Consider the following 26,248-nt stretch of genomic DNA (forward strand, 5'->3'; position numbering starts at 1 on the left):
TAAAAGTTTTACTCTATTCTTCGTTCAACAATCACCATAACTCCCCTGAGTTTCCCCTCTGCGGTCAAGCTTTGGGTAGTCCGAATTCGCTCACCCGAATTAATCAAATTGATTGTTTCAACCGCCCTCAGAAAGCCAGTTGCTTTGTCCCATACTTGAAAAATTATCAAATTATCTCCAACTTCTGTCGCTAGTGTTTTGTAGTTGGAAAAAACAGAGTCGTGACCTTCAATTTCCACTTGCCCTTCACCGACAACATGACCCACAAAATTTTGGGTTTCACTCTTGCCATTGGCATAAGTTTGAACGTTAGTTTGCCTCCACTGGTTGTCAACTATTTTCTGGGTTAACACTGCTGTAAATTTCTGCTTTTCCTTGCAGTCGGCATCGAGTATTGTCCAGTCTCCCTCCCAAACTCCTGTATGTTTGGGGAAAACTTTAAAGTTAGTTATTTGTGGGATATCGCTCATTGTTAGGTACTCTGAATTAGTTGTTTCTGAGATTATACATTAAATTGGCACTCTTCACTCTTCATTTTCTCCCTGGTTATTTTCTTCTTCATCATTATTATTTTCTCCCCATTTTTGAGGCGACTCGGCCGCGCGCTTGGTTGTCTGGCGATTAACTCCGTAAATAGGTGTTGGCTGGAATATTTCTAGTTGCTGATATTCTGGTTCCGGTGGTTCTATTATTGTTGGTAGTTTCGGTTTTTCAAATTTCATTCCACCTCGACGCCGCTGGGATGTTCTTTCTTCGCTGGTGTTCTCGGTGACGACTTCGTAGAGAATTGCTAGTTTATTTACATCGCTGCTTTTCCGCAAAACTCGACCTAGACGTTGGATGTATTCCCGTTCGCTACCAGTGCCTGATAATATAATAGCAATTCTGGCATCGGGAACGTCCACTCCTTCGTTGAGGACGTGGGAGGCTACCAGGGTTTTGTATTCGCCGCTGCGAAATTTTTGCAGGATTTCATGGCGTTCTTTAACCGGGGTTTGGTGGGTGATTGTGGGAATCAGAAATTCTTGGGAGATTCGGTAAACTGTGGCATTGTCGGCCGTGAAAATTAGGGTGCGCTGCGGGTAATGTTTTTCTAGTAATTCCCCTAATATTCGCAGTTTTCCTTCGGTACAAAGGGCGATGGCTTTGGCTTGGTTGTGGGCTAGCATGGCTTGGCGTCCGATCGGCGATCGCGCGCTGGCCATGATAAACTTTTTCCATCCTTCGAGAGTGGATATTTTAATGTTAGACTGTTTTAAGAAGTCGTTGCGAGTGTTGATTAATTCGCGGTAGCGATCGCCATCTTCTTTTGACAGTTTTACCATGATTTGGACTATCTTGTGTTCGGCTAAAGCATCGCCAGCCAAGTCTTCGGGCCTTCTGCTAAAAACTGTCGGACCGATCAGGAAATGCAAATCGCTATGGCGGCCGTCGGTGCGATCGGGTGTGGCTGTTAGTCCCAGTCGAAAAGGCGCGATCGCATATTCGGAAATTACTCGAAAAAAATCCGTGGGTAAGTGATGACATTCGTCAAAAACCAGCAAGCCGTATTTATTGCCCAAGGTTTCTGCATGAATACTGGCGCTATCATAAGTTGCTACTAAAATCGGCGTTTTGTCCCGCGAACCTCCCCCCAATAATCCGATTTCTATCTTGGGAAAAGCTGCTTTTAAATTAGCATACCACTGGTGCATTAAATCCAGAGTTGGTACTACAATTAATGTACTGCGACCAGTGACTTGCATGGCTAATTGTGCCAGGTAAGTTTTCCCGGAAGCCGTGGGAAGCACCACAACTCCTTGACTACCGGCTTGCAGCCATGCAGCCAGGGCTTGTTCTTGATGTGGATAAGGCTGCATTTCCACGCTGGGTACGAGTTCGAGTTGTTCGTAGGCGCGGGCAAGGTCGGTGAAGTTGACACAATCTGCCTGGAGGCATTCTACCAGGGGACGGTAGTGAATTGCCCGAATGCGGAATTTTTCGACGCGATCGTCCCATGTGGCAAAGTCCACCCAGTCTCTGCCTGTTGGTGGTGGATGTAGCAGAAGAGTTCCGCGATCGAATGTTAAGCTAGGTATGCGTGGCATTTTTTTTTACATATATTGACAGCAGACTCTCTTTAGGCTACTTTTATGAGGAAATCTATTCAACCATAATCTACTATACCGCGTTCACTTACTTTCATAATTTTATGTTTGATTTTATTAAATACAAAAAAAGATTTGTAGAAGCGACTAAGGGCTGGGATAATGAAAAATGGAGCAATGTAGATAGCAATCCCTTCCTAATTTCTTCCCCGATTCTGCAAAATCGCCATGTCAAGAATTGCCGCTTAGTTGAAAGTCGGGCAAAACTGTTAGAATACCTGCCTAAAGATAGTGTTGTTGCTGAGGTGGGAACTCAATATGGAAACTTTGCTGAAAAAATATTTTCTATTACTCAACCAAAAAAACTGCATATCATAGATAATAATTTGCAATTATTTAAAAACCAGGTAACTCAGAAACAAAAAATCCTGTTACAAGAGGGCATAAAAAATGGGACAATCGAGCTTCATGAAGGCGATTCATCGACAATTTTAAGTGAGTTTCCCGATGAGTATTTTGACTGGATTTATATTGATGCTGACCACGCTTATGAAGGTGTATGCAAAGATATCGATCGAGGATATAAAAAAGTAAAATCCGACGGGATGATGGTTTTTAACGATTATACAAATTGGTCTATCTGCGAGATTATGCCTTATGGTGTTGCCAGAGCGGTCAATGAATTTTGTTTAGCTAATAACTGGGAAATCGTATTTTTGGCACTTCAGTCTCTTGGCTATCACGATATTGCAATCAAGAAAAACGGCGACGACAAGGAAGTGCGAATTCAGTTGCCAGATGAGGATTCAGACTGGGATAGTGCCCAAATTCAAATCCAACAGCTTCAGTTAGAGTTAGAGAAAGCTAAAAACAGGATTTATTTGATGGAAAATGACAATTTTGGGAAATTGCGATCGCACTGGCTGAAAATCAAACAATTGTTCGCCCCCACAGTATGATTTCCAAACCTAGTATCTCCAAATCCCCTACTTCGCCAGATTTGTGGGGGGTCTCAATTGCTGACATGGGGCATGATATGATGCCGATGGGATAATTTATAAGCTAGATTCGATCGAAGTATGGCTAAAATTTGAGGTTTATAGATGGAAATAGGTGTCCCCAAGGAAATCAAGGATTTAGAGTTTCGAGTTGGGCTCAGCCCCACAAGTGTCCGGGCTTGTTCAGACAAAGGCCACACAGTTTTTGTGGAAACTAATGCAGGCGCTGGGGCAGGTTTCGCCGACGAAGATTACATTCAAGCAGGGGCTAAGATTGTCTCAAAGCCGGAGGATGTCTGGAATCGGGAACTAATTGTTAAAGTTAAGGAACCCTTACCTGCTGAGTACCCGCTGATCCAAAAAGAGCAGTTGCTATTTACATATTTGCATTTAGCGGCCGATCGCACGTTAACCGAACATTTAATGGAAAGTGGAGTCCAGGCGATCGCCTACGAAACTGTCGAACTCCCAGACAGGAAATTGCCACTGCTAACACCCATGAGTATTATTGCAGGGCGTTTGGCCGTGCAGTTCGGGGCTCGGTTTTTGGAACGCCAGCAAGGAGGCCGGGGCGTACTTTTGGGAGGTGTACCAGGGGTAAGACCGGGCAAAGTTGTGATTTTGGGCGGCGGAATCGTGGGCACGGAAGCAGCGCGTATTGCTGTTGGAATGGGCGCTAGAGTGCAGATTTTGGATGTGAATGTCGATCGCCTAGCCTATTTAGAAACTCTGTTCGGTTCCAGAGTGGAATACCTCTACAGCAGTCCTTTGCAAATTGAAGCCGTTATCCCCGATGCTGATTTGTTAATCGGTGCGGTTTTGGTGTTGGGTAAAAAAGCCCCCATTCTGGTTTCTCGCGACTTTGTTGCCAAAATGCACCCCGGTTCTGTGATTGTTGATGTCGCAGTTGACCAAGGCGGTTGCGTAGAAACTTTGCGGGTAACTTCTCACACCAATCCTACCTATATTGAGGAAGGAGTCGTGCATTATGGTGTACCAAATATGCCCGGTGCAGTGCCTTGGACTGCGACTCAAGCTTTGAATAACAGCACTTTGCCTTATGTTTTGCAGTTGGCAAATTTCGGGATTAAAGCTTTGGAAACCAATCCTAGTTTAGCCAAGGGATTGAACGTGCAGCATCACCGATTGGTGCATCCTGCGGTCCGCGAAGTTTTCCCAGATTTAGCTGATTGAATCTGATATTGCTTGGCTGCTGGAGAACACTTTACTAGGACATGAATACCGGATTTGATATCACTTGTGGCTTGGTCGGAAGTGATATCAAATCCGCTTTTTCCCAAAGCTTTTTCCTAAAGAAATAAACGGTTAAATTAAATCGGGATGACAGGATTTGAACCTGCGCCCCCCTCGTCCCGAACGAGGTGCGCTACCAAGCTGCGCTACATCCCGAATCAAGTCAATGTTTGAATATTATATCATATTCAACTCGAAATTGAACATTATAGTATATAATAATTTGTAAAATACTAACCAGGCAAAGACAGACGTGACAGTAAAGCCACAGTGGTTGCGAGTCAAAGCCCCCCAGTGGGAGCGCGTCGGCAACGTTAAGGAAATTTTGCGGGATTTAGCCCTGAATACGGTTTGCGAAGAGGCTTCGTGTCCCAATATCGGCGAGTGCTTCAATGCAGGTACTGCCACATTTTTAATCATGGGGCCAGCCTGTACCCGCGCTTGTCCTTACTGTGACATTGACTTTGAGAAAAAGCCCCAACCTCTAGATCCGACGGAGCCGGAAAGATTGGCGCAAGCAGTAGAGCGCCTGAAATTAAACCATGTGGTGATTACCTCGGTGAATCGGGATGATTTGCCTGATGGCGGTGCATCCCAGTTTGTGCACTGCATTCAAGCCGTTCGTTCTGTGATGCCACAGACGACTATAGAAGTTTTGATTCCCGATTTGTGTGGCAATTGGCAAGCTTTGGCAATTATTCTGGGAGCTAGGCCGGAGGTACTCAACCATAATACTGAAACTGTCAAACGACTTTACCGGAAAGTGCGACCACAGGCTAAGTACGATCGCTCTCTGGAACTGTTGCAGCGCAGTCGGGAAATGGCACCAGAGGTTTACACCAAATCTGGGATTATGGTGGGACTTGGAGAAACAGACGAGGAAGTTCGTGAGGCTATGCAGGAGTTGCGCGCTGTGGGGTGCGATATTTTGACAATTGGACAGTACCTGCAACCTAGTCAAAAACACTTAAACGTGGAAAACTTTGTGACACCGGAACAGTTTGATGCTTGGAGAGAATTTGGTGAATCTTTGGGCTTCTTGCAGGTTGTGGCTTCTCCCTTAACTCGCAGTTCTTATCATGCCGAACAGGTGAGGGAACTGATGGAACTTTACCCTCGGTAGCAAGGGTCCGTTGGGCGCTCGCTGGCGTCTAAACCTGAGAGTTTATGAAGTTTTATGAAAAAAGCAACTAATTTTCAGAAGTGATCGGGAACCAGCCGATCGGTGATGAAGATTAACTTAACTTCTGACGAGAGTCACTTGTTTATAGCTAGAGATTATCTATACTAGCTACATAAACAAAGAAGTAGAACACACTTTCCTGGTCTCCAAACTGTTACATCAGAAAGTTCTTGGCATTTTCCAGAAAGTTACTAAAACAAGATGGTGAGTCAAAGTTCGATCGGACAACAGTATTCCAGTCAGGAAAATTAGTAAAGAAACAAAAAGCGGTGATGCTTCGTCCTAACAAAATGGGCATCATAAATATAAATAACCGCTAAGCGTAGCATCTTTTCACCCGGAGCCACTGAGAAAATCACTATGCCAGCCACCTCTTTTTACGCTGAAGCTGAATTCGACGAACAACTGCGAGTCAATCCCTTGCAAGATGATGTGTTGGATGAGGATGCTGAAGAAGCTGGAGACGAACTCATCGACCAAGAAACAGCAGAGACTGAAGATGCAGACTCAGCAGCAAAGTCTCAAAAAAATGCCAATCGCCGCACTACTGATTTAGTGCGTCTGTACCTCCAAGAAATAGGGCGGGTACGTCTGTTAGGTCGAGATGAGGAAGTCTCCGAAGCTCAAAAAGTTCAGCGCTATATCAAATTGCTAGAATTGCGGAACACCGCCGCTTCGCAGGAAGAAGGAAAGATTCAGGGCTTCGTGCATTTAATTGAGGTGCGCGATCGCTTGGCCGCACAGTTGGGACACAAACCTTCCTTGGAACGTTGGGCCACCACCGCCGGTGTCGATGATGTGTCCGAGCTCAAGCGGATTATGAGCGAAGGTAAGCGCCACTGGGCCGAGTTAGCAGAGATGACAGTAGAGACCTTGGAAAGGACTCAAACTGAAGGTGTCGAAGCTAAAGACCACATGATTAAGGCTAACCTGCGCCTAGTCGTTTCGGTGGCGAAAAAATATCAAAATCGTGGCTTAGAACTACTAGACTTGATACAAGAAGGTACTCTGGGACTGGAACGAGCTGTGGAAAAGTTCGATCCGACGCGGGGCTATCGATTTAGCACCTACGCCTACTGGTGGATTCGCCAGGGAATTACACGGGCGATCGCTACTCAAAGCCGTACCATCCGCCTCCCGGTTCACATTACCGAAAAGCTGAATAAAATTAAAAAAGCCCAGCGTAAAATTTCTCAAGAAAAAGGTCGGACAGCCACTATAGAAGATATCGCTGTGGAGTTGGATATGACTCCAATCCAAGTGCGGGAAGTTTTGCTGAGAGTACCCCGTTCTGTTTCGTTAGAAACTAAAGTTGGCAACGAGAAAGATACGGAGTTGGGCGACTTGCTGGAAACAGACTGCGTATCGCCAGAAGAAATGCTGATGCGAGAAGCTTTGCACCGCGACTTGCAGCAACTGTTGGCAGATTTGAGCAGTCGCGAACGAGATGTGATTCTGATGCGGTTCGGTTTGGGTGATGGACACCCCTACTCACTGGCAGAAATTGGTCGGGCACTGGATTTATCTCGCGAGCGTGTCCGCCAAATTGAAGCTAAAGCTTTGCAAAAACTGCGTCAGCCCAAGCGTCGCAACCGCGTGCGGGATTATTTAGAGTCTCTAGGTTAAAGTTGCTACATCCACAATCCTGTGATGTAAGAACCCGGACTTGTTGAATAAGTCCGGGTTCTCCTGTCTTTAGAAATTATCAATAAGCTTTGATATTTGAAAAATATCCCGATCGTTGTGTATGATTGTCAATAGACAGACTTTCTTGAGAGGGTCACTATGGCAATTTACACAGCTTCTTCCTTCAAATCGGAACTCAATGACAAAGGCTGGCGGATGACTCCTCAACGGGAAACCATCTTGCACGTTTTTCAGAACCTCCCCAAAGGCAACCACCTGAGTGCGGAGGATTTGTATACTTTGTTGAAAAATCGCGGAGAAAACATTAGCTTATCCACTATTTACCGAACTTTAAAGTTAATGGCAAGGATGAGCTTGTTGCGGGAACTCGAACTAGCAGAAGGTCACAAACACTATGAAATAAACCAGCCTTATCCGCACCACCACCATCACTTAGTCTGCGTTCAGTGCAACCGCACGATCGAATTTAACAACGATTCGATCTTAAAAATTGGGATGAAGCAAGCTGAAAAGTCAGGGTTGCACCTCCTCGACTGCCAGCTCACCATTCATACTGTTTGTCACGAAGCTTTGAGAATGGGATGGCCCTCTTTGGTTTCGAGTAATTGGTCTTGTCCGAGGTCGATCGCCCAAAATGGCAACGCCCCGGAATCAAGTGAGTAAACATACACCTATATTCGGTTTTTAAGTACGAATTGTTACAATAATTAACAAATATTGGTGCTGCCTTGGCTAAAAAGTTTTGGTCAACAAATCGTCACTGCTGACCCGGTAACTGCGCTGAGCTTGGTCGAGAGCGGCTTGAGTCGGAGCATCCAACACTCCACTAATGGGGCCGTTGTAAAAGCGGAGGTCTCGCAGTCGTCTTTGTAACTGGTAAATGCTCGATCGAGAACTGATGCTAATTGGTACTGTAGAACCTCGATCGACCTGTGGTATGCTCACGCCCCTAGGGGGAACTGTCTGTGCAGTTTGGTTCTGACTTTGCTGTAAAGCTCCCTGAGTCTGTCTATCGACCTTTCCAGTCCCCGACAGGCGGTTAGCTGTCTGAAACCGAATCAGGGCGGCCTCAGTAGCTCGATCGAACAAACCATGAATCGGACCTGCATAGTAGCGCAATACTTGCAGTCGCTGCTGTAACTGCTCTACTTGTCGGCCCGTGTCACCGAACTGGAGAAAGTCCACCACAAAATTTGGCTGTTTACTTTCTCTCGGAAAAAAAGTAGCTTGAAACTCAGCCCTCCGGGTATCTATCGCAATCAAAGTAGCCGTGTCAGCACAGCCATCTGTTACCAGAAAATTATCTTGCTGAAAACGAGTAACAGCATAGAGAGTACGTTCCCGAAACTTGCCATCAACAGGGCCTTTAAAATAGCCCAAATCCTTTAACTGCCGCTGAATCAAGTCTACCGTCGCTCCTCTGTCTCCAAAGCGCAACCCTCTGCAACCCCCATTTCCAGAAATAACTTCGGGAGTCGGAGTCGTTGGCTGGGGCTGGGAGGGTCCTAAGAGCAAAGCTAAAGTTTGGCTGTCAGCCACACCAGTTACCGAGAGTCGGTTAATTTGTTGGAAACTTCTGACAGCTTCTTCAGTAATTCTGCCAAAAGTACCAGTTGGAGTTGTTGTAAAATAGCCCAACTGCTGCAATTCCCGCTGGAGAACTAAAACATCTTCACCCTTGTCTCCAAAGCGCAACTCCCGATAATTATTGGTATCCACAGTTCTATAAGCTTGAGTTTTCACCCCTAAACTATTGAGTGCTGATACTGTATCGCGATCGGGTCTTCCCGTCAGGGATAGTTGATAGTCTCGCTGAAAGCTAGTCAAAGCTTGTTGAGTGAGGGGGCCGAGTTGACCGGTGGAACTTCTGTTAAAATAGCCCAACTGTCGCAATCGGTCTTGAACTGCTCGCAAATTGGGGTTTCCTGGATTTATTTGAGCAAAAGCCGAACTAGCTGCACTCACCACCGAGAGTATTAAAGCCAAAGATAATAAACGGAAATAAGTATGGCTGGATAAGTGTTTCCACTTAATCCCCTCTAAAATTGGAGACTCTGTGGATGCTTCGTCAGCCAGAGCAAGTTCGAGATAAGCAAGATATTCCATAACTTTTGATTGTGAAATTGTAGCTGGGCTATGTGGGAAAACTACCAAAACTCTATTTTGGTCTGTGACTCAATCTATCGAGACTAAGTTTTACCTGTATACACCTAGCACCCCTGTTTATCAAAAAAAATTCCACTCAAAATATAGTTGCAGGTAACGACCAAGATAGCATCACTGTTTCTGTTGACGTGCTCGTCAGCAAAAAGTTGGCAAGCACATCTTAGCCTTTAGTCCCGAAGGATGATGTGTTTTTGGCGATGATTGCTTAATATTTTATCTGGTGGCTGCTAAAAATACCACTGATTTCAGAACCCCGACGTCTCTAAAAAGTCAGGGTTATCACGGGTCATGGACATTTGAGGTTGATTGAGAGCGACCTACTTAACTATTCCTTAAAAAATTGACAACGGGCTGGGTTTTGCAAGTAACCTTAAAGTTTTGCTAGGTTTCTTAACATATTTTCATTGACCCTCAACTTTTTCAGTATTGCCACCCTTGACCCAACCTTCACGATTGCCATCCTCAACCCGAATTCGCTGCCACTCTTTATCAGGGGAATCTTCCAAAACCACCACTTTTTCGTTGTAACCGACACCACCAATGCGGTTGGCATCTCGGTTGGCACTATCCCGTAAAATCAAGCCAATCGGCTGAGTAACCAGAGCTCGGTAGGCTCCCGGTTCTAGCGGTTTTGGTGAGGGAGTATCGCTAGACTCTGAAACCGGACTAGCTTTCGCTGTTGACGTAGGCTTGGCGTTGGCAATCTGAACTACTTTTTTGTCGTTAGGAAAAACAGGTCTTTCAGGGATGGTGGTGAGTTTAGCGGCAAAATAAAGTGCAGCCGCCACACTAGCGCCTGCCATTAGCACGATGGCTAATAAAAAGCCAACTAAAAACTTGAAAAAACTATACAAACTGTTCATAAAGCCGCTATTTAAGCAAGAGAGATGGGGAAGTGGGACAGGGGCAGATGGGGGAGAGGGGGAGAGGGAGAGAGTTGCGAAAATTTTCCTGATTCCTGATTCCTGATTCCTGATTACTTCAAAAGTTTATCCTTGAATTCGGCGACTTAAACTGCCGTATCGAGAAGCAAGACGAGCTTTCCCCGCAGCAGCCCAATCTTGGAGAAACTGGATTTGTTCTTGGGCAGTTCTTGCCAAGGGTACCATTTGGCTAGCTGATTCTAAAATATCATCTGTGGTGAAATCTCGATTCTGGCTAAACCCAATGTGCATCGCCTCGATCAATGTTTGCTCGATTTCTGCCCCGGAAAAATCAGGAGTTTCGTAAGCCAAACGCTCTACATCGTAATTTTTGATGCTGTGCGATCGCAACCGCAACAAATGTACCTCAAAAATTGCCCGCCGTTCCTCCTGACTAGGCAAACCTACAAAAAATATTTCGTCAAACCTACCTTTTCTGAGCATTTCTGGTGGTAAAGACTGAATGTTGTTCGCCGTTGCTACTACAAATACTGGAGAAGTTTTTTCGGCTAGCCAGGTAATAAAAGTCCCAAACACTCGGCTAGTGGTTCCCGAATCTCCTTTACCATCCAATCCCCCAAAGGCTTTGTCAATCTCGTCAATCCAGAGCACGCAAGGTGCTAAAGCTTCCGCTAGCTGAATCATTTGTCTGGTGCGAGATTCCGATTCGCCGACTAATCCGGCAAATAGGCGTCCGACATCCAAGCGGAGTAGGGGTAAATGCCAGTGATGGGCGATCGCCTTTGCAGTTAAAGATTTGCCGGTGCCTTGAATTCCCACTAACAACAAACCTCTGGGATGGGGTAAACCGTATTGACGGGCGCGATCGGAAAAAGCACCACCGCGCCGCAGCAACCATTCTTTGAGATTATCCAAACCGCCGATATCGGAGATGTTTTCGCGGGCTGGGTAAAAATCCAGAATTTGAGTTTGGCGGATAGTTTGGCGTTTTTCTTCTAAAATCAGTTCTGCGTCGTTGGAATGGAGTTCGCCTCTGGTGGCGATCGCCTTTGCCAGAACTCGTCGAATTCTTTCCATAGAAAGCCCTTGACAGGAGCGCACCATGTCATCCAGCAAACGCCCTTCTATGACCTGTCCAATCCCCCCTAACAGCTTTTCCACCTCAATTTTGATTTCCGCTGCCGCAGGTAGGGGAAACTCCAAAACTGTGATTACTTCGCTGAGGTCTTCCGGGATTGAAACAATGGGAGATACGATGACAATATTTTTGGGTTGAGATTTGAGGAGTCTCGCCAAATTCCGCAGTTTACGGGAAATTGCTACATCTTCTAAAAACCGCTGAAAATCTCGCAGAATAAAAATGGCTGGTGCCGCTGGGGGCAGTTTTTCGAGAAATTCCAAAGCTTGTAAGGGGTTGCGCTTGCCAAAACCCGCATCGTTGGGATTACCTTGGTAGCCATCTACAAAATCCCAGATGTATACAGCGCGAGCACCCTGTTTTTTGGCACTTTGAGCGATCGCCACTTCTACTCGTTCTTCTTCTCGTGTGGGAATGTAAATTAGGGGGTAGCGCGATCGTAACAGCAGTTCAAACTCATCACTAAAATTGGTCATTTGTTATTGGTTGTTTGTTATTTGTTATTTGTTATTTGTTGTCTGTTGTTTGTTATTTGTTATTGATTATTTGTTGTTTGTTATTTGTTTTAATGCTTAAATATCGCTCTTCTTTCTTAGTCCGCGCACCATCCGGACTTTGTTTATGTAGACGCGGTTTCAACCGCCGACTGCTGCTGCTGCTCTTATCTAAGGCAATTTTCGTTTCAGTGCCGCCAGAGATGCCCAACGACTATCAGATATAGTAGTTTCTGAACTTTCTGTATTGGCATCATCATTGACAACGATTCCCACGCATTTAGCATCACATATTTGTTTGTGGGGTTCTGCCAGACACAGTTGCTCGTACAGCCAAGCACTCGGAGAAAAAGAACCCGTTGGCGACAAAGTTTCCACCAAATCTTCAAACTCCACTTTCATTTCTATCGGATTTGTATCTGGGCGATCGGCATCTTTATCCAGCCAAATTAATTCCGATGATTTCAACACCAATCTGTGATTGTACTGTTTCAAACATCTATGACAAGTGAGAGTAACAATGGTTTCTGCTTTCGCCTTCACCTCCAGATAAGTTCCTTGGTGAGTCACTTGCAATCTTCCTCGCACAGGAGTTAGAGATGCTAAGTCGGGAATAAATTCATCAAACTCAATTACCTCTGTCTGCTCTGATTTTGAGAGTAGACGAGGGATATAAATTGTCTCCATAATCATCCTCAGCCTTCTGAACTTCAGCCTATTTTTGATTTTAGATTTTAGATTGAATATTGAAGAATTATAGAAAAGGACGGGGAGGGTAGGCACGCACCATCCACTACCCCTACAAAACGATGATTTGTCACCAGAATGAAACAGCCCTGCCCTTGGGGGGGTAACTTCTTCCTTCTTCTTACCCTCAGCGCAGACGCACTACTAAACGCCGATCGGGTTCTTGTCCTTGACTGTAAGTTTCTATATCCTCAGATTCACTCAAAAAGCTGTGTACTTGACGGCGTTCAGCCGAAGAGAGCGATTTGAGTTCAACTTCTACTCCAGTCATCCGGGCTTGCTGTGCTGCGTATTCTGCCATCGATCGCAGTTCCTCTTGGCGACGAATTCGATAGCCATTGAGTTCCACTGTATAAGCAATTGGATCTTCTGCTTCGTTAGCTATATTTACAACCGTGTTGCAGAGGTACTGAATAGCATCTAGTACATCACCGTTTGGTCCTACCAAAATTGCAATTTGTTCGGGAGTCAGATTGCTTTCATCTATGGTCATCCAATAGCAATCTGCTTGTTGTTCACATACCACTTTTGATGGAATGGCGGACAGTTTTAGAAATTCTTCTAACCATTGCTGTCCGCGCTGCATTTGAGAGTCTTTCATTGTTAACATCAAGCTTTTTTCTTGGGACGCTTAGGCTCAAAGGGAATCGCATCTAATCCCTGCTCTTTTTTGGTTTTCGCCTCTGCTTCATCCACTATTTTTTGCAGGTTTTCCGGCAGTGGTTCTCGCGACAAAATGAACGATTGAACTGTCTGGAAAATGTTAGCAATCAGCATATACATCAACACGCCGGCAGGCAGCGGGAAGAACAAAAACATCCCCGAAAATATCACAGGTGTGAGTTTGTTAACTGTAGCCTGTTGAGGGTTGTCGTTTGGTCCTTGGGCTTGTCCCGAAAGGGTTTGGTTGATATACAAGCTGATACCAAAGCCGAGGATCATGACCAAAATATCCCAGTGGATTGTACCATCAGGGTCGATCGCACCAACGCGGCCTAGAGCTTCGATAAACAGGAATCCTTTGTTAGTGGCCAATCCGGGGATTGTGCCTTGAACTGTCACATCACCGGGCGCTATGGCTACGATGTTGCCCTGTTCGTCTATCTTTGCCAGTTCTTCGCCTTTGGTGATTGTCCACCGGGGTACAAAGTCTGTTTCGCTCTTGTTTTCTGTCGCTACAGCGCTGAGAGGTTTACCCTCTGGGGTTTGAAATTCAATTTTGGTTTTGTCGCCGACTGCGAGTTTGTCGCCGCCTGGAATTACGCCAATAATGGGAGCGTGAAAAGTACCTGTCACGTAAATATTTTGCGGTGGTGTCGCAAAGGCTTGCGGTTGAACAACTTCCATTTGTTCTTTTGGCAAGACTTGGATGTTAACGCTGTAATTTATGTCAGAAAACGGCGAACCCCTGAGTGTGGCAAACAGCGCAAATAGCACTGGCATTTGGATCACTAATGGGAAACATCCTGCTAGAGGATTACCAAATTCTTTGTATACTTTGCTCATTTCCTCCTGCTGTTTAGCAGGATTGTCTTTATAGAGTTTTTGAATTTGATCTACTCGCTCTTTCATCAACGGCTGCGCTACTTTCATGCGCCGCATATTGCGAAGAGAGCCTGCATTGAGAGGATAAAGAGCAAAGCGAATCACGAGCGTCAGAGCTACGATCGCTAAACCATAGCTTGGCACGATCCCGTAGAAAAAATCCAGGATCGGCAGCATGAGGTTGCTGGAGAGAAATGAGATACCAAAATCCATTCGCTTTGAGTTAATTTAGCTAGACAGGTGGGAATCCCCACAGTATAATCTTTGATTTGCTGTGGGATGAAAGCCTCGCGACGCGCTAGAGCGATCCAGAATGCGATGTTGGGCGAGAGCCAACCAGCATTCTTAAAGGTGGCGACGAGACGAGCACTCTGAGTCATAATTCTGGTAAAATACTCCTATCAAAGATCAAAGAATCACAATCTGGGTCTTTGTCAAAAACCTTTCATGTGACAAGTGGAGCAGGTCGCGTTCCTCACTATAAAACGCCGTAGAGGGAAACAATTGGAGTACCTTGAAGGAAGATCTTGATATCCACAGGCGGGACTCAGATGCCCTAACCATACCCTAATGGTTGGTATGGGAGCGTCACGACATTGGCTATCGATCGATCGCCCGTTAGCGGTTTTTTGATAATGGATTTTCCAATACTCGCACTAACTTAACCTTTTTTTGAGAGAGGTTAAAGCTGTTATTTAGTTTGAGCTGCGTTGGTTTTTTGAGCGGCGGGGGGCAGTTTTTCGTTAATGTAGTCATAGACCGATCGGAATTTCGGCATCGATCTTAGTTCCAAACGACTGCCATTTTTCAGAGTCAGCACCATGTCTCCATAGGTCCCAAAACCGCGTGGCACCGTCACAATTTTGACTATATCTGAGTAGATCACATCTGTGCGATCGCCACCCATCCAACCGCTAGTGATGGACACGCGACGGCTGGTGATCCGATAGCGCAGCCATAGAGCTCGGACAATTGCTCCGACTGCTAGGGGTATTCCCACTACAGTCAGCGCCAGGAGTAAGTTAACGATCAAGTCACCGGGGGCGGGGCCGCCTTCATAATATACTTCCTCTCGAATTCCCATCTAGTACCTCGGCTTCTACCAACAACTGCTCTAATTCTTGCAGAATTTCTGCATAATTGCACTCTTGTGCGATCGGGCGAACCACAATTACTAAATCCCAACCGAATTTTAATCGGGGCAATAATTGTCGCAAAGCAGCGCGAATCTGGCGCTTAATCCGGTTGCGGACTACAGCGCGTTTGCTCACTTTGAGGCTGATAGAAATGCCTGTGCGAGTGGGCTGGAAGGATTTTTCCGCTGTCGGTTGGGCCTTGAGGGCGCTTTTTGGTTTCCGCAGAGCTCTTAAGCTCAGATGAGCGGAATTGCGGCGCATTCCTTTGCGGTAAACGGCGCTGAAGTCTTTTCGGTGCTTGAGTCGGTTTGCTTCGGGCAACATGGCTACGGGCGCGATCGGGTCTGTGAACCTTAGTGCAGTGCTAGACTGCGAGACGGTGGCGACCTTTGCTGCGGCGGGCCTTGATTACCAATCGACCAGTTGCGGTACGCATTCTGGCGCGAAAACCGGAGGTTCTTTTTCTTTTACGGCTGGTTCCGTGCAGGGTTTGCTGTGTCATTTGAATTTCTCCCGGCTGGTTACTTTACTTTTGATTAATATTCACAATCTCCAATTGTACCATAGAGTTGTTTTCTTGGCAATACTTTTAATGATTGTGATATAATGACGATTAAAGTTGTTAGTTTTACGGAACGGCAATAACAACTAAATTTGATCATGGTGCAACAATGTGACCAAATATAAAAACAATGTTTTAAAATGCCAAATATAACCAACCCCAACAAACTATGAATACCAGAGTATTAACCGCTACTCCAAATCCTTTAACTCAATTAACTTATCAAGTTCTGATTGAACAGCATGATGAAGAACTTTACAGCGCAATGGTTTGGGAATTGCCAGAGTGTAGAAGCTCAGGCTCTAGTAAAGAAGAAGCTTTAAGAATTTTGCACCGATTGTTGATCGAGCGTTTAAAAAGAGTCGAAATAGTCTCTTTGACAGTAGAGATTCCCAAAGCTGAAAATCATTTAATGAAGTGGGCCGGAGCCTTTAAAAATGATCCGCACTTTGATGAGATGCTAGAAGATATTGCAGAACTGCGCCGCGACAGAGATGCAGAAATGGCAGAATATTGCGATCGACTCGACGAGGCAGAATCCATAAATCAAAGTGCAATGGAGGAAATAGCTAAGTGACTTTGTGGATATTTGATACAGACCATGCCACACTTTTTCAGCAGGGAAATCCACAAATAGTGCAGCGTGTCAGTGCAGTTAATTCAAAAGATATTGCCATTACAATCGTTACATTTGAAGAGCAAATGTATGGACGACTTAACCGTATCAGACGAGCTAAATCAGAGGATGAAATAGTATCAGCTTATGCAAGTCTGCGAAAAACCATTAACTATCTAACCGATTTTGAGTTGCTTGACTTCGATCAAGATGCTCAACATTATTATATGGAATTTTTGCAACAAAAAATCCGCGTTGGCACGCAAGATTTACGGATTGCCGCGATTGCACTTTCAAAGAGTGGTATTCTACTAACCCGGAATCGCCGAGATTTTGAAAGAATCCATGGATTCAAGTTTGAAGACTGGTCATTGCAATCATAGTTCTGGACGCAATAATTCTAGGGATAGGTGTAACCATATATCGAAAAACCGGGTTTCTTAGCCTGTGGGTAATTCCCAGAAACCCGGTTTCTTTTCAGATATTTCGTATCCCAATCTAAATCATCTCAGAAACCGGGTTTCTTAGCGTGTGGGTAATTCCCAGAAACCCGGTTTCTTTTCCAGATATTTCGTATCCCTAAATCAGCCGAAAATTAGCAGATGTAATCACATTAGCACTCACTCCAATCATCACACCCAACTCCTCTCCAGTTAGGACATTTTTGATCAGAGTTCCCTGAGTATTTTGAGTTATTCCCAACTGTCCAAAGCTCAAACCACCGCTTAATCCAATCAAATCTTGACCCACGGTAAAATCACCGATTATGTCAAATCCTTGACCTGATTTTAAGACAAAGATATCATTACCGCTACCGCCAATCAAACTATCATTTCCCAAGTCGCCGTCAAGGATATCGTCACCTTTGCCGCCCAAGAGAGCATCATTACCTTTACCACCATCGATAAAGTCAGCACCTTCATTACCATAAATTTGGTCATTTTCCTCACAGCCATTCAGAGAATCATTGCCCTTATTTCCGAAGATGATATCTTCACCTTCACCGCCAAGAATGATGTCATTTCCTTTACCGCCAAAGAGTAAATCGTTGCCTTTGCCTCCGACAATGAAATCGTTACCTTCATTGCCGTTCAGGATGTCGTTGCCGTCGCCACCATATAAGTTATCATCTCCCAATTTGGCATTGAATATATTGCCATTGTCGCTACCAAGAAACTCATCGTTTTTGGCAGTGCCTATCTGAATGTTGGATACACCGAATATGGTATTTTCAACTGAATTAGGTTTGTTTAAATTGGGATAAGCAATTTGGTCGGCGATGCAGTCATCGTTAGTGCGAGTCAATTGAGCCACAGCGGTATTGTTATTACCTGCTGTATCAGTTGTCCGCGCCGCTGGAATATCAACTGTCACAGCGCCAGTGGCTGTTGGTGTAACTGTAAAACTATAAGTTGTACCAGTACCTGTAAATCCACTAACAGTGCCATTAACAACATTAACTCCTGTTGTACTAAATCCTGTGACGTTTTCGCTGAATGTGGCTGTGACTAAAAATGGTGCGTTTGTGGTGGTTGGTGATGTTGATGTTAAGGCTACTGTGGGTGCAAGAGTGTCAATAACTATGGCTTTGCTACCGCCGAGGGAGTTGGCTGTGGCTAAGGGGGGGAGAGTTAAGAAAGCATCAAAGGCTGTAGCAGCGGTTTCTTGAATTGTGCCACCGTTGAGGGTGAGGGCATTTGTGGCGAGATATTGTAAGTCAGGGGTGGTGTCTCCTGGTTGCACTACATAGTTGAAGGTGAGTACAGTACCGCCACTACCACTAGCATAGGTGGCAAATTGGTCGGTTGTACCGGTTTCTAGTTGCAGTCGGGGTGTGCCGGTGACGTTGACAGCAGCATCAAAGGTGACGGTGATATTGATGGTGGAACCTACACCGTAGCTGCCGTTAGCAGTGGTAGCGGTGACAGCAGTAACTTTGGGGGTGGTGTTGAGCAGGATGGAGGCGGTGTCGGTGCCGTTGTTCGCCACAGCTAAGTCTGGTTTCCCGTCGCCGTTGATGTCGCCGATGCTGACGGAGTAGGGGCGATTGCCAGTAGGAAAGTCAACTTTGGTGGCGAAAGTGGGGGTGGTGGCTCCGGTGGCGGTGGTGTTGAGCAGGATGGAGGCGGTGTCGCCGTTGAAGTTCGCCACAGCTAAGTCTGGTTTGCTGTCGCCGTTGATGTCGCCGATGCTGACGGATTGGGGGAAACTGCCAGTTAGGAAGTCAACTTTGGTAGCCAAGGTGGGGGTGGTGGCTCCCGTAGCGGTGGTGTTGAGCAGGATGGAGGCGGTGTTGCTGAAGGAGTTCGCCACAGCTAAGTCTGGTTTCCCGTCGCCGTTGATGTCGCCGATGCTGACGGAGTAGGGGAAACTGCCAGTTAGGAAGTCAACTTTGGGGGCGAAGGTGGGGGTGGTGGCTCCCGTGGCGGTAGTGTTGAGCAGGATGGAGGCGGTGTTGCCGAAGTAGTTCGCCACAGCTAAGTCTGGTTTGCTGTCGCCGTTGAAGTCGCCGATGCCGACGGAGCGGGGGAGACCGCCAGTGGTGAAGTCAACTTTGGTGGCGAAGGTGGGGGTGGTGGCGTTGGTGGGGGTGGTGTTGAGCAGGATGGAGGCGGTGTCGCTCTTGAAGTTCGCCACAGCTAAGTCTGGTTTCCCGTCGCCGTTGATGTCGCCGATGCTGACGGATTGGGGGTAAGTGCCAGTAGTGAAGTCAACTTTGGTGGCGAAGGTGGGGGTGGCGGCGTTGGTGGGGGTGGTGTTGAGTAGGATGGAGGCGGTGCTGCTGCTCTGGTTCGCCACAGCTAAGTCTGGTTTCCCGTCGCCGTTGATGTCGCCGATGCTGACGGAGTAGGGGCCAATGTCAGTTGTGAAGAAGACTGCGGGGGCGAAGGTGGGGGTGGTGGCTCCGGTGGGGGTGGTGTTGAGCAGGATGGAGGCGTTGTTGCTCCTGAAGTTCGCCACAGCTAAGTCTGGTTTGCCGTCGCCGTTGATGTCGCCGATGCTGACGGAGTAGGGGCGATTGCCAGTAGGAAAGTCAACTTTGGTGGCGAAGCCTAGGACGCCGCTGTAGGTTTTGAGGGTGTTGGGGTTAAATGGTACTGTTGCTTCGATCGCACCTGTTTGTATTTCTAATTCCCAGTCTCCACCTAATTCGGCGCTACCGGTGGGGTTTGCTGAGGCGGCGATGTCTGCACCTGTGATTTCACTCAGTCGTTTAAGGAAGTTTTTGCCAGTTTCACAAGCGCCTATTTCACACCCATATAATAGGATGTCGGCGCTTTGGGTGAGGGATTTTCCCCACTGTTGGAGTTGGGTACTGAATTTTTCTAAGTTACTGATGTTGAGGGTTTCTGTGCTCAGGTTGAGGCTGCCGGGGCTGCCGTGGGAAAGTATGTGTAGCGCTTCAATATCTTTTTGATTGGCTAGGGCGTTAGTAATTTGGGCGATGCCACTAACTTTGTCATCTAAAATAATAATTTGAGCGCGATCGATGTTTTGAATTAGGCTTTGATAATCTCGTACTGAGGGGTCTACGAAAATTATTTGCTTGTTCATGATAGATTATTTGTGATATTCAATTTTAGTGCGATCGTAATCTAATTTAGCATACTCATCTTTATTTTTCAACGTTTATGAAGTTTCCGACCTTGCCGTGTTGTCTTGTATCTTTAAAGAGGTATATTTTGATTTACGGTTGGGTGGGGCGGGTTTGTGAGATTGTCGGTTTTAGGCAATTATTGTCGGTAAAACCCGCCCCTTGCAACTTGTCAACCTTTTTCTTAGTTGCTATACTGTAGACACTCTGTATATACATCCTTAAACAAAGGGTGAAGTCCTGAGAGTGATATCACTAACTAGAGGATTAGGCTATGGTTGGGACGATCGCCAAGTGGGGAAACAGTCTTGCTGTTAGGATTCCACAGCATTTAGCTAAAGAGATTAACTTAGCTGAAGGTTCCCAAGTGCAGTTTGTATTGATAGATGGTAAGCTGACGATCGAGCCGATAACTCGTCGGCGGTACTCGCTTGAGGAGTTGGTTGAGGCGATTACCCCAGAGAATCTTCATACCGAGATTGATAGTGGAGTTGCTGTGGGGAATGAAGTTTGGTGACACAATCAAATCCCTACATTCCGAGTCGAGGCGATATCGTTTACTTAGACTTTGACCCGACTAAGGGACACGAGCAAAAAGGACTTAGACCTGCTTTTGTGCTGTCGCCTCGTGCTTACAATGAGAAAAGCTCTTTAGCTTTATTTATGCCTATTACAAAGCAACAAAAAGGGTATCCTTTTGAAGTTCTCCTACCGACTGGATTGAAAGTTCAGGGAGTAATTCTTGCGGATCAAATCAAGTGTTTAGACTGGAAAATTCGCGGTGTTCGATTCGTTGAGTCTGTATCTGAAGATGTGATTGAGGAGGTGCAAATCAAAATTGAGCCGTTGTTACTGTGAGGTTGGGTGGGGGCGAGTTTATGAGATAATCGGTTTTAGGGCAATTATTATTGGTGAACCCGCCCCGACATTTTGGATATATAATAGACATCTCCCAAAAAGGCTGTTAAGAACAGGCAAGATGCCTGTTCCACAATAGTACACTTATCTGGAGTTTTTTACTAACACCATGAAATTTATTAACCCCAAAACAGACTATGCCTTTAAAAAAATCTTTGGTTCGGATCAAAGTCAAGATATTTTAATTAGTTTTCTGAATGCAATTGTCTATCAAGGTGAGACTTTCATCACTTCTTTGGAAATTATCGACCCCTACGCACCCGGTAGAATTTCTGGTTTAAAAACGACTTATTTTGATGTGAAAGCTCTCTTGAATAATGGGGAAAATGTGTTGATTGAAATGCAGGCACTTAATGTACCTGCTTTTGGGAAAAGGATTCTTTACAACACAGCGGAAATGTATGCAAATCAACTGAAGTTAAGGGAAGTTTATCCAGAATTGAGAGCGGCAATTGGTGTAGCGGTGACGGATTTTATCATGTTTGATGAACATAGTAAAGTGATTTCACAATTTACACTTAAGGAAGATGAGTTACTGCTGAATTATCAGCATAGTCCGTTAAAATTAGTGTTTGTGGAGTTGCCTAAGTTTAATAAAACGCTGGAAGAGTTGACGAATGTTACGGATAAATGGCTTTATTTTCTCAGGAAAGCACCGGATTTAGAAGTAGTGCCAGAATCTATGTCAATTGTACCGGAAATTGAGAAGGCTTTTACCATTGCGGATAGAGTGAATCTCAGTTTAGAGGAAATAGATGATTTGGAAAAGCGGGAACAGTTTGAACGAGAACGAGTAGGTGCTCTTGAGTTGAGTAAGGCTGAGGGGCTGGCTGAGGGGCTGGCTGAGGGTATACAAATTGGTGAACAAATTGGTGAACAAAGAGGTGAACAAAGAGGTCAAATAAATCTAATTAAACGGCTATTACAACGACAATTATGCGAACTAAATCAAGATATAGAAGCTCGTTTATCACAGCTATCATCAGAGCAGTTATCGGCTTTGGCTGAGGCTATTTTCGACTTTTCTAGTTTAGCTGATTTATCCAGTTGGCTAGAAACTAATAATACTTTTCAGTAACACTTATGAAATTCATTAACCCCAAAACAGACTATGCCTTTAAAAAAATCTTTGGTTCGGATCAAAGTCAAGATATTTTAATTAGTTTCCTGAATGCAATTGTCTATCAAGGTGAGACTTTCATCACTTCTTTGGAAATTATCGACCCCTACGCCCCTGGGAGAATTTCGGGATTAAAAACTACTTATTTTGATGTGAAAGCTCTCTTGAATAATGGGGAAAATGTGTTGATTGAAATGCAGGCACTTAATGTACCTGCTTTTGGGAAAAGGATTCTTTACAACACAGCGAAAATGTATGTAAATCAACTGAAGTTAGGGGAAGTTTATCCAGAATTGAGAGCGGCCATCGGTGTAGCGGTGACAGATTTTATCATGTTTCAGGAACATAGTAAAGTGATTTCACAATTTACGCTGAAGGAAGATGAGTTACTACTGAATTATCAGCATAGTCCGTTAAAGTTAGTGTTTGTGGAGTTGCCAAAATTTAATAAAACTCTAGAAGAATTGACGAATGTTACGGATAAATGGCTTTATTTTTTACGAAAAGCACCGGATTTAGAAGTGATCCCAGCATCTATGTCAATTGTACCGGAAATTGAGAAGGCTTTTACGATCGCCGATCGCGTAAATCTCAGTTTAGAGGAAATAGATGATTTGGAAAAGCGGGAACAGTTTGAACGGGAAAGAATAGGTGCGATCGAGTTGGGTAAGGCCCAAGGGCTGGCTGAAGGGCGAATTGAAGGGCTGGCTGAAGGGCTGGCTGAGGGTATAGAAATTGGTGAACAAAGAGGTGAACAAAGAGGTCAAGTAAATTTGATTCAACGCCAATTACAACGGCGGTTAGGCGAACTAAATCAAGAGATAGAAGACCGTTTGTCAATGCTATCATCAGAACAATTATCGGCGTTAGGTGAGGCTATTTTCGATATATCGAATGTCGCTGATTTATCGAGTTGGCTAGAAACTAATTGCCCTAATTGAGCATGACTGAGGTGATGCTCAGATTACCAGCTATAGCGTTACATTTTGGATAGATATAGCAATCCTAAATGAGTCGTAAAGATTTTTACCCCACCCCAACCCTCCCCTTAGTAAGGGGAGGGAGTAAGAAGTTCACAAATGATTTAGGATTGCTATATAAGTATATGTCTTCAGATTCTATGAACAACGATCACACAAATTTCAATACTGTACACGAACACGAGATTTTTGGCGATCGCGATTTGCCATCTTGGTTAACCGAACAACAAATCAGCCTCGCTTGTACTACCTATCAAACTAGCAGGTTAATGTTAATCGGCGCTGTGCCGGAAACCAACAGAATCTCGGCTTTTTGGCGAATATTCGATCGCGCAATGGGACTTTTCTGCACACCGGAACGCCTGTATCTAAGCTCAAAATATCAACTTTGGCAATTAGACAATGTGCTGGCGGAGGGAGGACTGCATCAAGGTTACGATCGCCTATATATACCCCGTATCGCCCACACCACAGGAGATATCGACATTCACGATATCGCTGTCGATAAAAATAATCAAATCATCTTTATTAGTACGTTGTTCAATTGTATCGCTACTTTGAGCGATCGCCACAGTTGCAAACCTCTCTGGAAACCGCCATTTATCTCACAATACATCAATGAAGACCGCTGTCACCTGAACGGTTTGGCGATGGTGGATGGGGAGGCGAAATATGTCACGGCGTCGAGTCAGTCGGATGTGGTGGATGGTTGGCGCGATCGCCGAAAAAACGGCGGTATCGTGATTGATGTCGCATCTAATGATATTATCGTTACGGGATTGTCAATGCCGCATTCTCCTCGCTGGTATCAGGATAAATTGTGGTTGTTGAATTCGGGTAGAGGGGAATTTGGTTATGTGGATTTAGAGACAGGGAAATTTCAGGCTGTGGCATTTTGTCCGGGATATGTCCGAGGGCTGGCATTTTGGCAAAATTGGGCGATTGTTGGATTGTCGAAACCGAGGGGTGGTGACAATACTTTTAGCGGTTTAGAATTGGATGAGTTGTTGGTAGCCAAAGATGCTGAGGCTCGGTGTGGGATGATGGTGATTGATTTGACTACTGGTGCGATCGTGCATTGGTTGCGGTTTGAAGGGATTGTCACGGAACTGTATGATGTGCAGGTGATTCCGGGAGTGCAAAAGCCGATGGCTTTGGGTTTTCAGACGGATGAAATTGCTCAGTTAATTACTTTGGAACTTTAACCGCTGATGGATGGGGATGAATCCAACATAGCTAAAGCCCGAACTTCTTGAGGAAGTCCGGGCTCTAATAGCGATCGCCCTTATTAACTCAATAACCTACACTAAAGCAGGTACTTGTGGCCAACGTTTCATGACTTTACCAATTACCGCCAATTCTTCCATCAACTTGTCGAACTGATCCGGTGTCAAAGATTGTGGCCCGTCAGACAAGGCTTTTTTGGGATTCGGGTGCACTTCAATCATCAGGGAATCAGTACCAGAGGCGATGGAAGCAAAGGCCATGGAAGGTACAAACTGCGCCCAACCGGTGCCGTGACTGGGGTCAACCATAATTGGTAAGTGAGTCAGAGTTCGCAACACAGGAACCGCAGACAAATCTAGCGTATTTCGCGTATATTGCCGGTCATAGCCGCGAATGCCGCGCTCGCACAAAATCACGTTGGGATTGCCCGCTGCCATGATATACTCAGCAGCCATCAACCATTCTTCAATAGTTGCGGAAATCCCACGCTTCAACAAAACTGGTTTGTCTTGTGCTCCGACTTTTTTCAATAGGGAGAAATTCTGCATATTTCTGGCCCCGACTTGAACTACATCGGCTACTTCCACGATCGCACTTAAGTCCGCCGCATCCATAACTTCGGTAATAATTCCCAAACCGCTAGCTTCCCGCGCGGCGGCTAACAGCCCCAAAGCACTCTCGCCGTGTCCTTGGAAAGCGTAGGGAGAAGTTCTCGGTTTGTAAGCTCCACCACGCAGAAAATGAGCACCAGCAGCTTTAACGCGCATTGCCGTTTCGACAATCATTTCTTCGTTTTCGACGGAACAAGGGCCTGCTACAACCGCGATCGGGTGATTCAAGCCGATCGTCACAGTTCCTAGGGGAGTAGCCACTTCAACGGCGCTTGGTTCTCCTTGGCGATACTCCAAGCAAGCCCGCTTGTAGGGTTTTTCCACTCGCAATACTTCCTCAATCGAGGTGCTCATTTCCCGAAGCTGCATCGGTTCGAGCTCAGCGGTGTCACCAACTAAACCGATGACAACTTTGTAGCGTCCCACTATTTTTTCTGGGGACAAACCCCAGTTAGTGCGGAGTTCTTCGTCGAGGCGATCGATCTCGGCTTCTGGAGTACCGGCTTTCATTACAATAATCATATTTCTTTGGCCTTCTCTCTTGGGCTAAACACGGATTATGACACGGATTGACTGTTGGCTGTTAACTGGTTGACTGTTAACTGTTAACTGTTAACTGTTAACTGTTAACTGGTTGACTGTTAACTGTTAACTACTGACTAATGACTAATGACTACTGACTACTGACTACTGACTACTGACTACTGACTACTGACTACTGACTACTGACTACTGACTACTGACTACTGACTACTGACTACTGACTACTGACTACTGACTAATAACTAACTTTTTGATTTAGCCGATCGCCATCCTTCTCGCATCCGTCCAAAATTGGTATTAAATTCTTCCCAACCCATAATGCTTCCTGAAATTTCTTCATCCCAGGAAGCCGACAGGACTCCGTAACTCAATCCTAGTACACCCAAACCAAAACAACCCATACTTACTAACAATACCGCTGTGTTTGGTAAATCAAACAAGCCTTTGCTGACTATCAAATAGCTGACAAAAAATGTCGAAATTCCCAACAGTGTCGGTACGCCACAAAATACCGCTATGCGGGATATCATGCGCTTGCTGACCACTTCTGGGATAGATGGGTCCTGTTTTTTCGTTTGGCTGGCTTTGGGCTGCTTATCGGCAGGATTTAGTTCTAATGCTGCGTTTGTTTGTTGCGCTTGGGCGGGTTTTTTAGGGGTTTTTTTACGATTTTTTGCCGGTTCAAAGGGCAGGCGCTGGCGGGGTGGTTCGGAGGACATATTTTATAGCAGAAGGAATCAGGAACAAGAGAAATCTAACTATGTATAGTAATAGTTTCAGCGATTCAGAACGTCCTA

Annotated in this window: 25 protein-coding genes, 1 tRNA gene and 1 pseudogene; 12 read left to right on the forward strand and 15 right to left on the reverse strand. The window is 45.4% G+C overall.

Going from position 1 to position 26,248, the window contains the following annotated elements:
* Window positions 1-8 precede the first annotated feature (8 nt).
* Together ACBR23_RS09210 and ACBR23_RS09215 are read right to left on the reverse strand one after the other, a co-directional pair.
* Complete coding sequence (locus ACBR23_RS09210) at window positions 9-470, reverse strand: hypothetical protein (RefSeq protein ID WP_341739338.1); 462 nt, start codon at window positions 468-470, stop codon at window positions 9-11.
* A 54-nt stretch (window positions 471-524) separates the two neighbouring features.
* Entirely contained in the window at window positions 525-2,087 is a 1,563-nt protein-coding gene (locus tag ACBR23_RS09215) for a DEAD/DEAH box helicase family protein (protein WP_371119041.1), read from the reverse strand.
* Between the two features lie 104 nt (window positions 2,088-2,191).
* Between ACBR23_RS09215 and ACBR23_RS09220 the strand changes: the two genes are divergently transcribed.
* On the forward strand, window positions 2,192-3,046 hold the full coding sequence (locus ACBR23_RS09220) for a class I SAM-dependent methyltransferase (RefSeq protein WP_371119040.1): 855 nt from the start codon (window positions 2,192-2,194) through the stop codon (window positions 3,044-3,046).
* Between the two features lie 144 nt (window positions 3,047-3,190).
* Window positions 3,191-4,279, forward strand: coding sequence for an alanine dehydrogenase (gene ald / locus ACBR23_RS09225; RefSeq protein ID WP_371115672.1), 1,089 nt, complete (start codon window positions 3,191-3,193; stop codon window positions 4,277-4,279).
* 142 nt (window positions 4,280-4,421) lie between these two features.
* Here the strand turns inward: ald and ACBR23_RS09230 are convergent.
* Window positions 4,422-4,495, reverse strand: a tRNA-Pro gene (locus ACBR23_RS09230).
* Between the two features lie 88 nt (window positions 4,496-4,583).
* Here ACBR23_RS09230 and lipA point away from each other — a divergent pair.
* The 3 genes and pseudogenes from lipA to ACBR23_RS09245 form a co-directional block, all read left to right on the forward strand.
* Window positions 4,584-5,462 (forward strand): annotated as a pseudogene (gene lipA / locus ACBR23_RS09235) (lipoyl synthase); the annotation flags it as partial.
* Window positions 5,463-5,882: 420 nt separating this feature from the next.
* Window positions 5,883-7,148 carry an RNA polymerase sigma factor SigC gene (gene sigC, locus ACBR23_RS09240; protein ID WP_340523181.1) on the forward strand — a complete coding sequence of 422 codons (1,266 nt, stop codon included), beginning with the start codon at window positions 5,883-5,885 and terminating at the stop codon, window positions 7,146-7,148.
* A gap of 159 nt (window positions 7,149-7,307) precedes the next feature.
* Window positions 7,308-7,832, forward strand: a complete 525-nt coding sequence (locus tag ACBR23_RS09245) for a transcriptional repressor (protein ID WP_371115673.1) — start codon at window positions 7,308-7,310, stop codon at window positions 7,830-7,832.
* Window positions 7,833-7,901: 69 nt separating this feature from the next.
* Here ACBR23_RS09245 and ACBR23_RS09250 read toward each other — a convergent pair whose 3' ends face one another.
* From ACBR23_RS09250 to rpmH, 9 genes are all read right to left on the reverse strand, one after another.
* Window positions 7,902-9,275, reverse strand: a complete 1,374-nt coding sequence (locus tag ACBR23_RS09250; RefSeq protein WP_371119039.1) for a peptidoglycan-binding protein — start codon at window positions 9,273-9,275, stop codon at window positions 7,902-7,904.
* 461 nt (window positions 9,276-9,736) lie between these two features.
* Entirely contained in the window at window positions 9,737-10,198 is a 462-nt protein-coding gene (locus tag ACBR23_RS09255; protein ID WP_341739332.1) for an SH3 domain-containing protein, read from the reverse strand.
* Between the two features lie 126 nt (window positions 10,199-10,324).
* Window positions 10,325-11,833 carry an AAA family ATPase gene (locus ACBR23_RS09260; protein WP_371119038.1) on the reverse strand — a complete coding sequence of 503 codons (1,509 nt, stop codon included), beginning with the start codon at window positions 11,831-11,833 and terminating at the stop codon, window positions 10,325-10,327.
* 189 nt (window positions 11,834-12,022) lie between these two features.
* A complete protein-coding gene (locus ACBR23_RS09265) occupies window positions 12,023-12,538 on the reverse strand; it encodes a YceD family protein (RefSeq protein ID WP_341739330.1) in 516 nt (171 codons plus the stop codon).
* A 187-nt stretch (window positions 12,539-12,725) separates the two neighbouring features.
* The gene (locus ACBR23_RS09270; RefSeq protein WP_371115704.1) at window positions 12,726-13,199 is read right to left on the reverse strand and encodes a protein jag; all 474 of its coding nucleotides are present in this window, start codon (window positions 13,197-13,199) and stop codon (window positions 12,726-12,728) included.
* Between the two features lie 8 nt (window positions 13,200-13,207).
* Window positions 13,208-14,356 (reverse strand): membrane protein insertase YidC, encoded by a 1,149-nt coding sequence (gene yidC, locus ACBR23_RS09275; RefSeq protein WP_341739329.1) that lies wholly within the window; start codon window positions 14,354-14,356, stop codon window positions 13,208-13,210.
* Between the two features lie 478 nt (window positions 14,357-14,834).
* A complete protein-coding gene (locus tag ACBR23_RS09280; protein WP_371115676.1) occupies window positions 14,835-15,227 on the reverse strand; it encodes a PH domain-containing protein in 393 nt (130 codons plus the stop codon).
* Complete coding sequence (gene rnpA, locus ACBR23_RS09285; RefSeq protein WP_371119037.1) at window positions 15,199-15,603, reverse strand: ribonuclease P protein component; 405 nt, start codon at window positions 15,601-15,603, stop codon at window positions 15,199-15,201. Before rnpA ends, ACBR23_RS09280 begins: the two co-directional genes overlap by 29 nt.
* 40 nt (window positions 15,604-15,643) lie before the next feature.
* The gene (gene rpmH, locus ACBR23_RS09290; RefSeq protein WP_006632320.1) at window positions 15,644-15,781 is read right to left on the reverse strand and encodes a 50S ribosomal protein L34; all 138 of its coding nucleotides are present in this window, start codon (window positions 15,779-15,781) and stop codon (window positions 15,644-15,646) included.
* Between the two features lie 229 nt (window positions 15,782-16,010).
* Here rpmH and ACBR23_RS09295 point away from each other — a divergent pair, with 229 nt between their 5' ends.
* Window positions 16,011-16,418: a type II toxin-antitoxin system HicB family antitoxin gene (locus ACBR23_RS09295; RefSeq protein WP_341739327.1), complete on the forward strand. Its 408-nt coding sequence runs from the start codon at window positions 16,011-16,013 to the stop codon at window positions 16,416-16,418.
* Window positions 16,415-16,840: a type II toxin-antitoxin system VapC family toxin gene (locus tag ACBR23_RS09300; RefSeq protein WP_371119036.1), complete on the forward strand. Its 426-nt coding sequence runs from the start codon at window positions 16,415-16,417 to the stop codon at window positions 16,838-16,840. Before ACBR23_RS09295 ends, ACBR23_RS09300 begins: the two co-directional genes overlap by 4 nt.
* A gap of 196 nt (window positions 16,841-17,036) precedes the next feature.
* Here the strand turns inward: ACBR23_RS09300 and ACBR23_RS09305 are convergent, their stop codons facing one another.
* Window positions 17,037-20,012, reverse strand: a complete 2,976-nt coding sequence (locus tag ACBR23_RS09305; RefSeq protein WP_371119035.1) for a DUF4347 domain-containing protein — start codon at window positions 20,010-20,012, stop codon at window positions 17,037-17,039.
* Window positions 20,013-20,326: 314 nt separating this feature from the next.
* Here ACBR23_RS09305 and ACBR23_RS09310 point away from each other — a divergent pair, with 314 nt between their 5' ends.
* The 5 genes from ACBR23_RS09310 (at window position 20,327) to ACBR23_RS09330 (ending at window position 24,275) form a co-directional block, all read left to right on the forward strand.
* Window positions 20,327-20,569: an AbrB/MazE/SpoVT family DNA-binding domain-containing protein gene (locus ACBR23_RS09310; RefSeq protein WP_371119034.1), complete on the forward strand. Its 243-nt coding sequence runs from the start codon at window positions 20,327-20,329 to the stop codon at window positions 20,567-20,569.
* Window positions 20,566-20,910 carry an endoribonuclease MazF gene (mazF, locus tag ACBR23_RS09315; protein ID WP_371119033.1) on the forward strand — a complete coding sequence of 115 codons (345 nt, stop codon included), beginning with the start codon at window positions 20,566-20,568 and terminating at the stop codon, window positions 20,908-20,910. Before ACBR23_RS09310 ends, mazF begins: the two co-directional genes overlap by 4 nt.
* A gap of 169 nt (window positions 20,911-21,079) precedes the next feature.
* A complete protein-coding gene (locus ACBR23_RS09320) occupies window positions 21,080-22,048 on the forward strand; it encodes an Rpn family recombination-promoting nuclease/putative transposase (RefSeq protein ID WP_371119032.1) in 969 nt (322 codons plus the stop codon).
* Window positions 22,049-22,053: 5 nt separating this feature from the next.
* Window positions 22,054-23,031, forward strand: a complete 978-nt coding sequence (locus tag ACBR23_RS09325; RefSeq protein WP_371119031.1) for an Rpn family recombination-promoting nuclease/putative transposase — start codon at window positions 22,054-22,056, stop codon at window positions 23,029-23,031.
* A gap of 179 nt (window positions 23,032-23,210) precedes the next feature.
* Window positions 23,211-24,275 carry a TIGR03032 family protein gene (locus ACBR23_RS09330; protein ID WP_371119054.1) on the forward strand — a complete coding sequence of 355 codons (1,065 nt, stop codon included), beginning with the start codon at window positions 23,211-23,213 and terminating at the stop codon, window positions 24,273-24,275.
* 96 nt (window positions 24,276-24,371) lie between these two features.
* Here ACBR23_RS09330 and aroF read toward each other — a convergent pair whose 3' ends face one another.
* A complete protein-coding gene (gene aroF / locus ACBR23_RS09335; RefSeq protein WP_341739048.1) occupies window positions 24,372-25,430 on the reverse strand; it encodes a 3-deoxy-7-phosphoheptulonate synthase in 1,059 nt (352 codons plus the stop codon).
* A gap of 263 nt (window positions 25,431-25,693) precedes the next feature.
* The gene (locus ACBR23_RS09340) at window positions 25,694-26,170 is read right to left on the reverse strand and encodes a PAM68 family protein (protein ID WP_371115685.1); all 477 of its coding nucleotides are present in this window, start codon (window positions 26,168-26,170) and stop codon (window positions 25,694-25,696) included.
* Window positions 26,171-26,248: the final 78 nt, after the last annotated feature.

Source organism: Microcoleus sp., from assembly GCF_041354475.1.
Taxonomy (GTDB): Bacteria; Cyanobacteriota; Cyanobacteriia; order Cyanobacteriales; family Microcoleaceae; genus Microcoleus.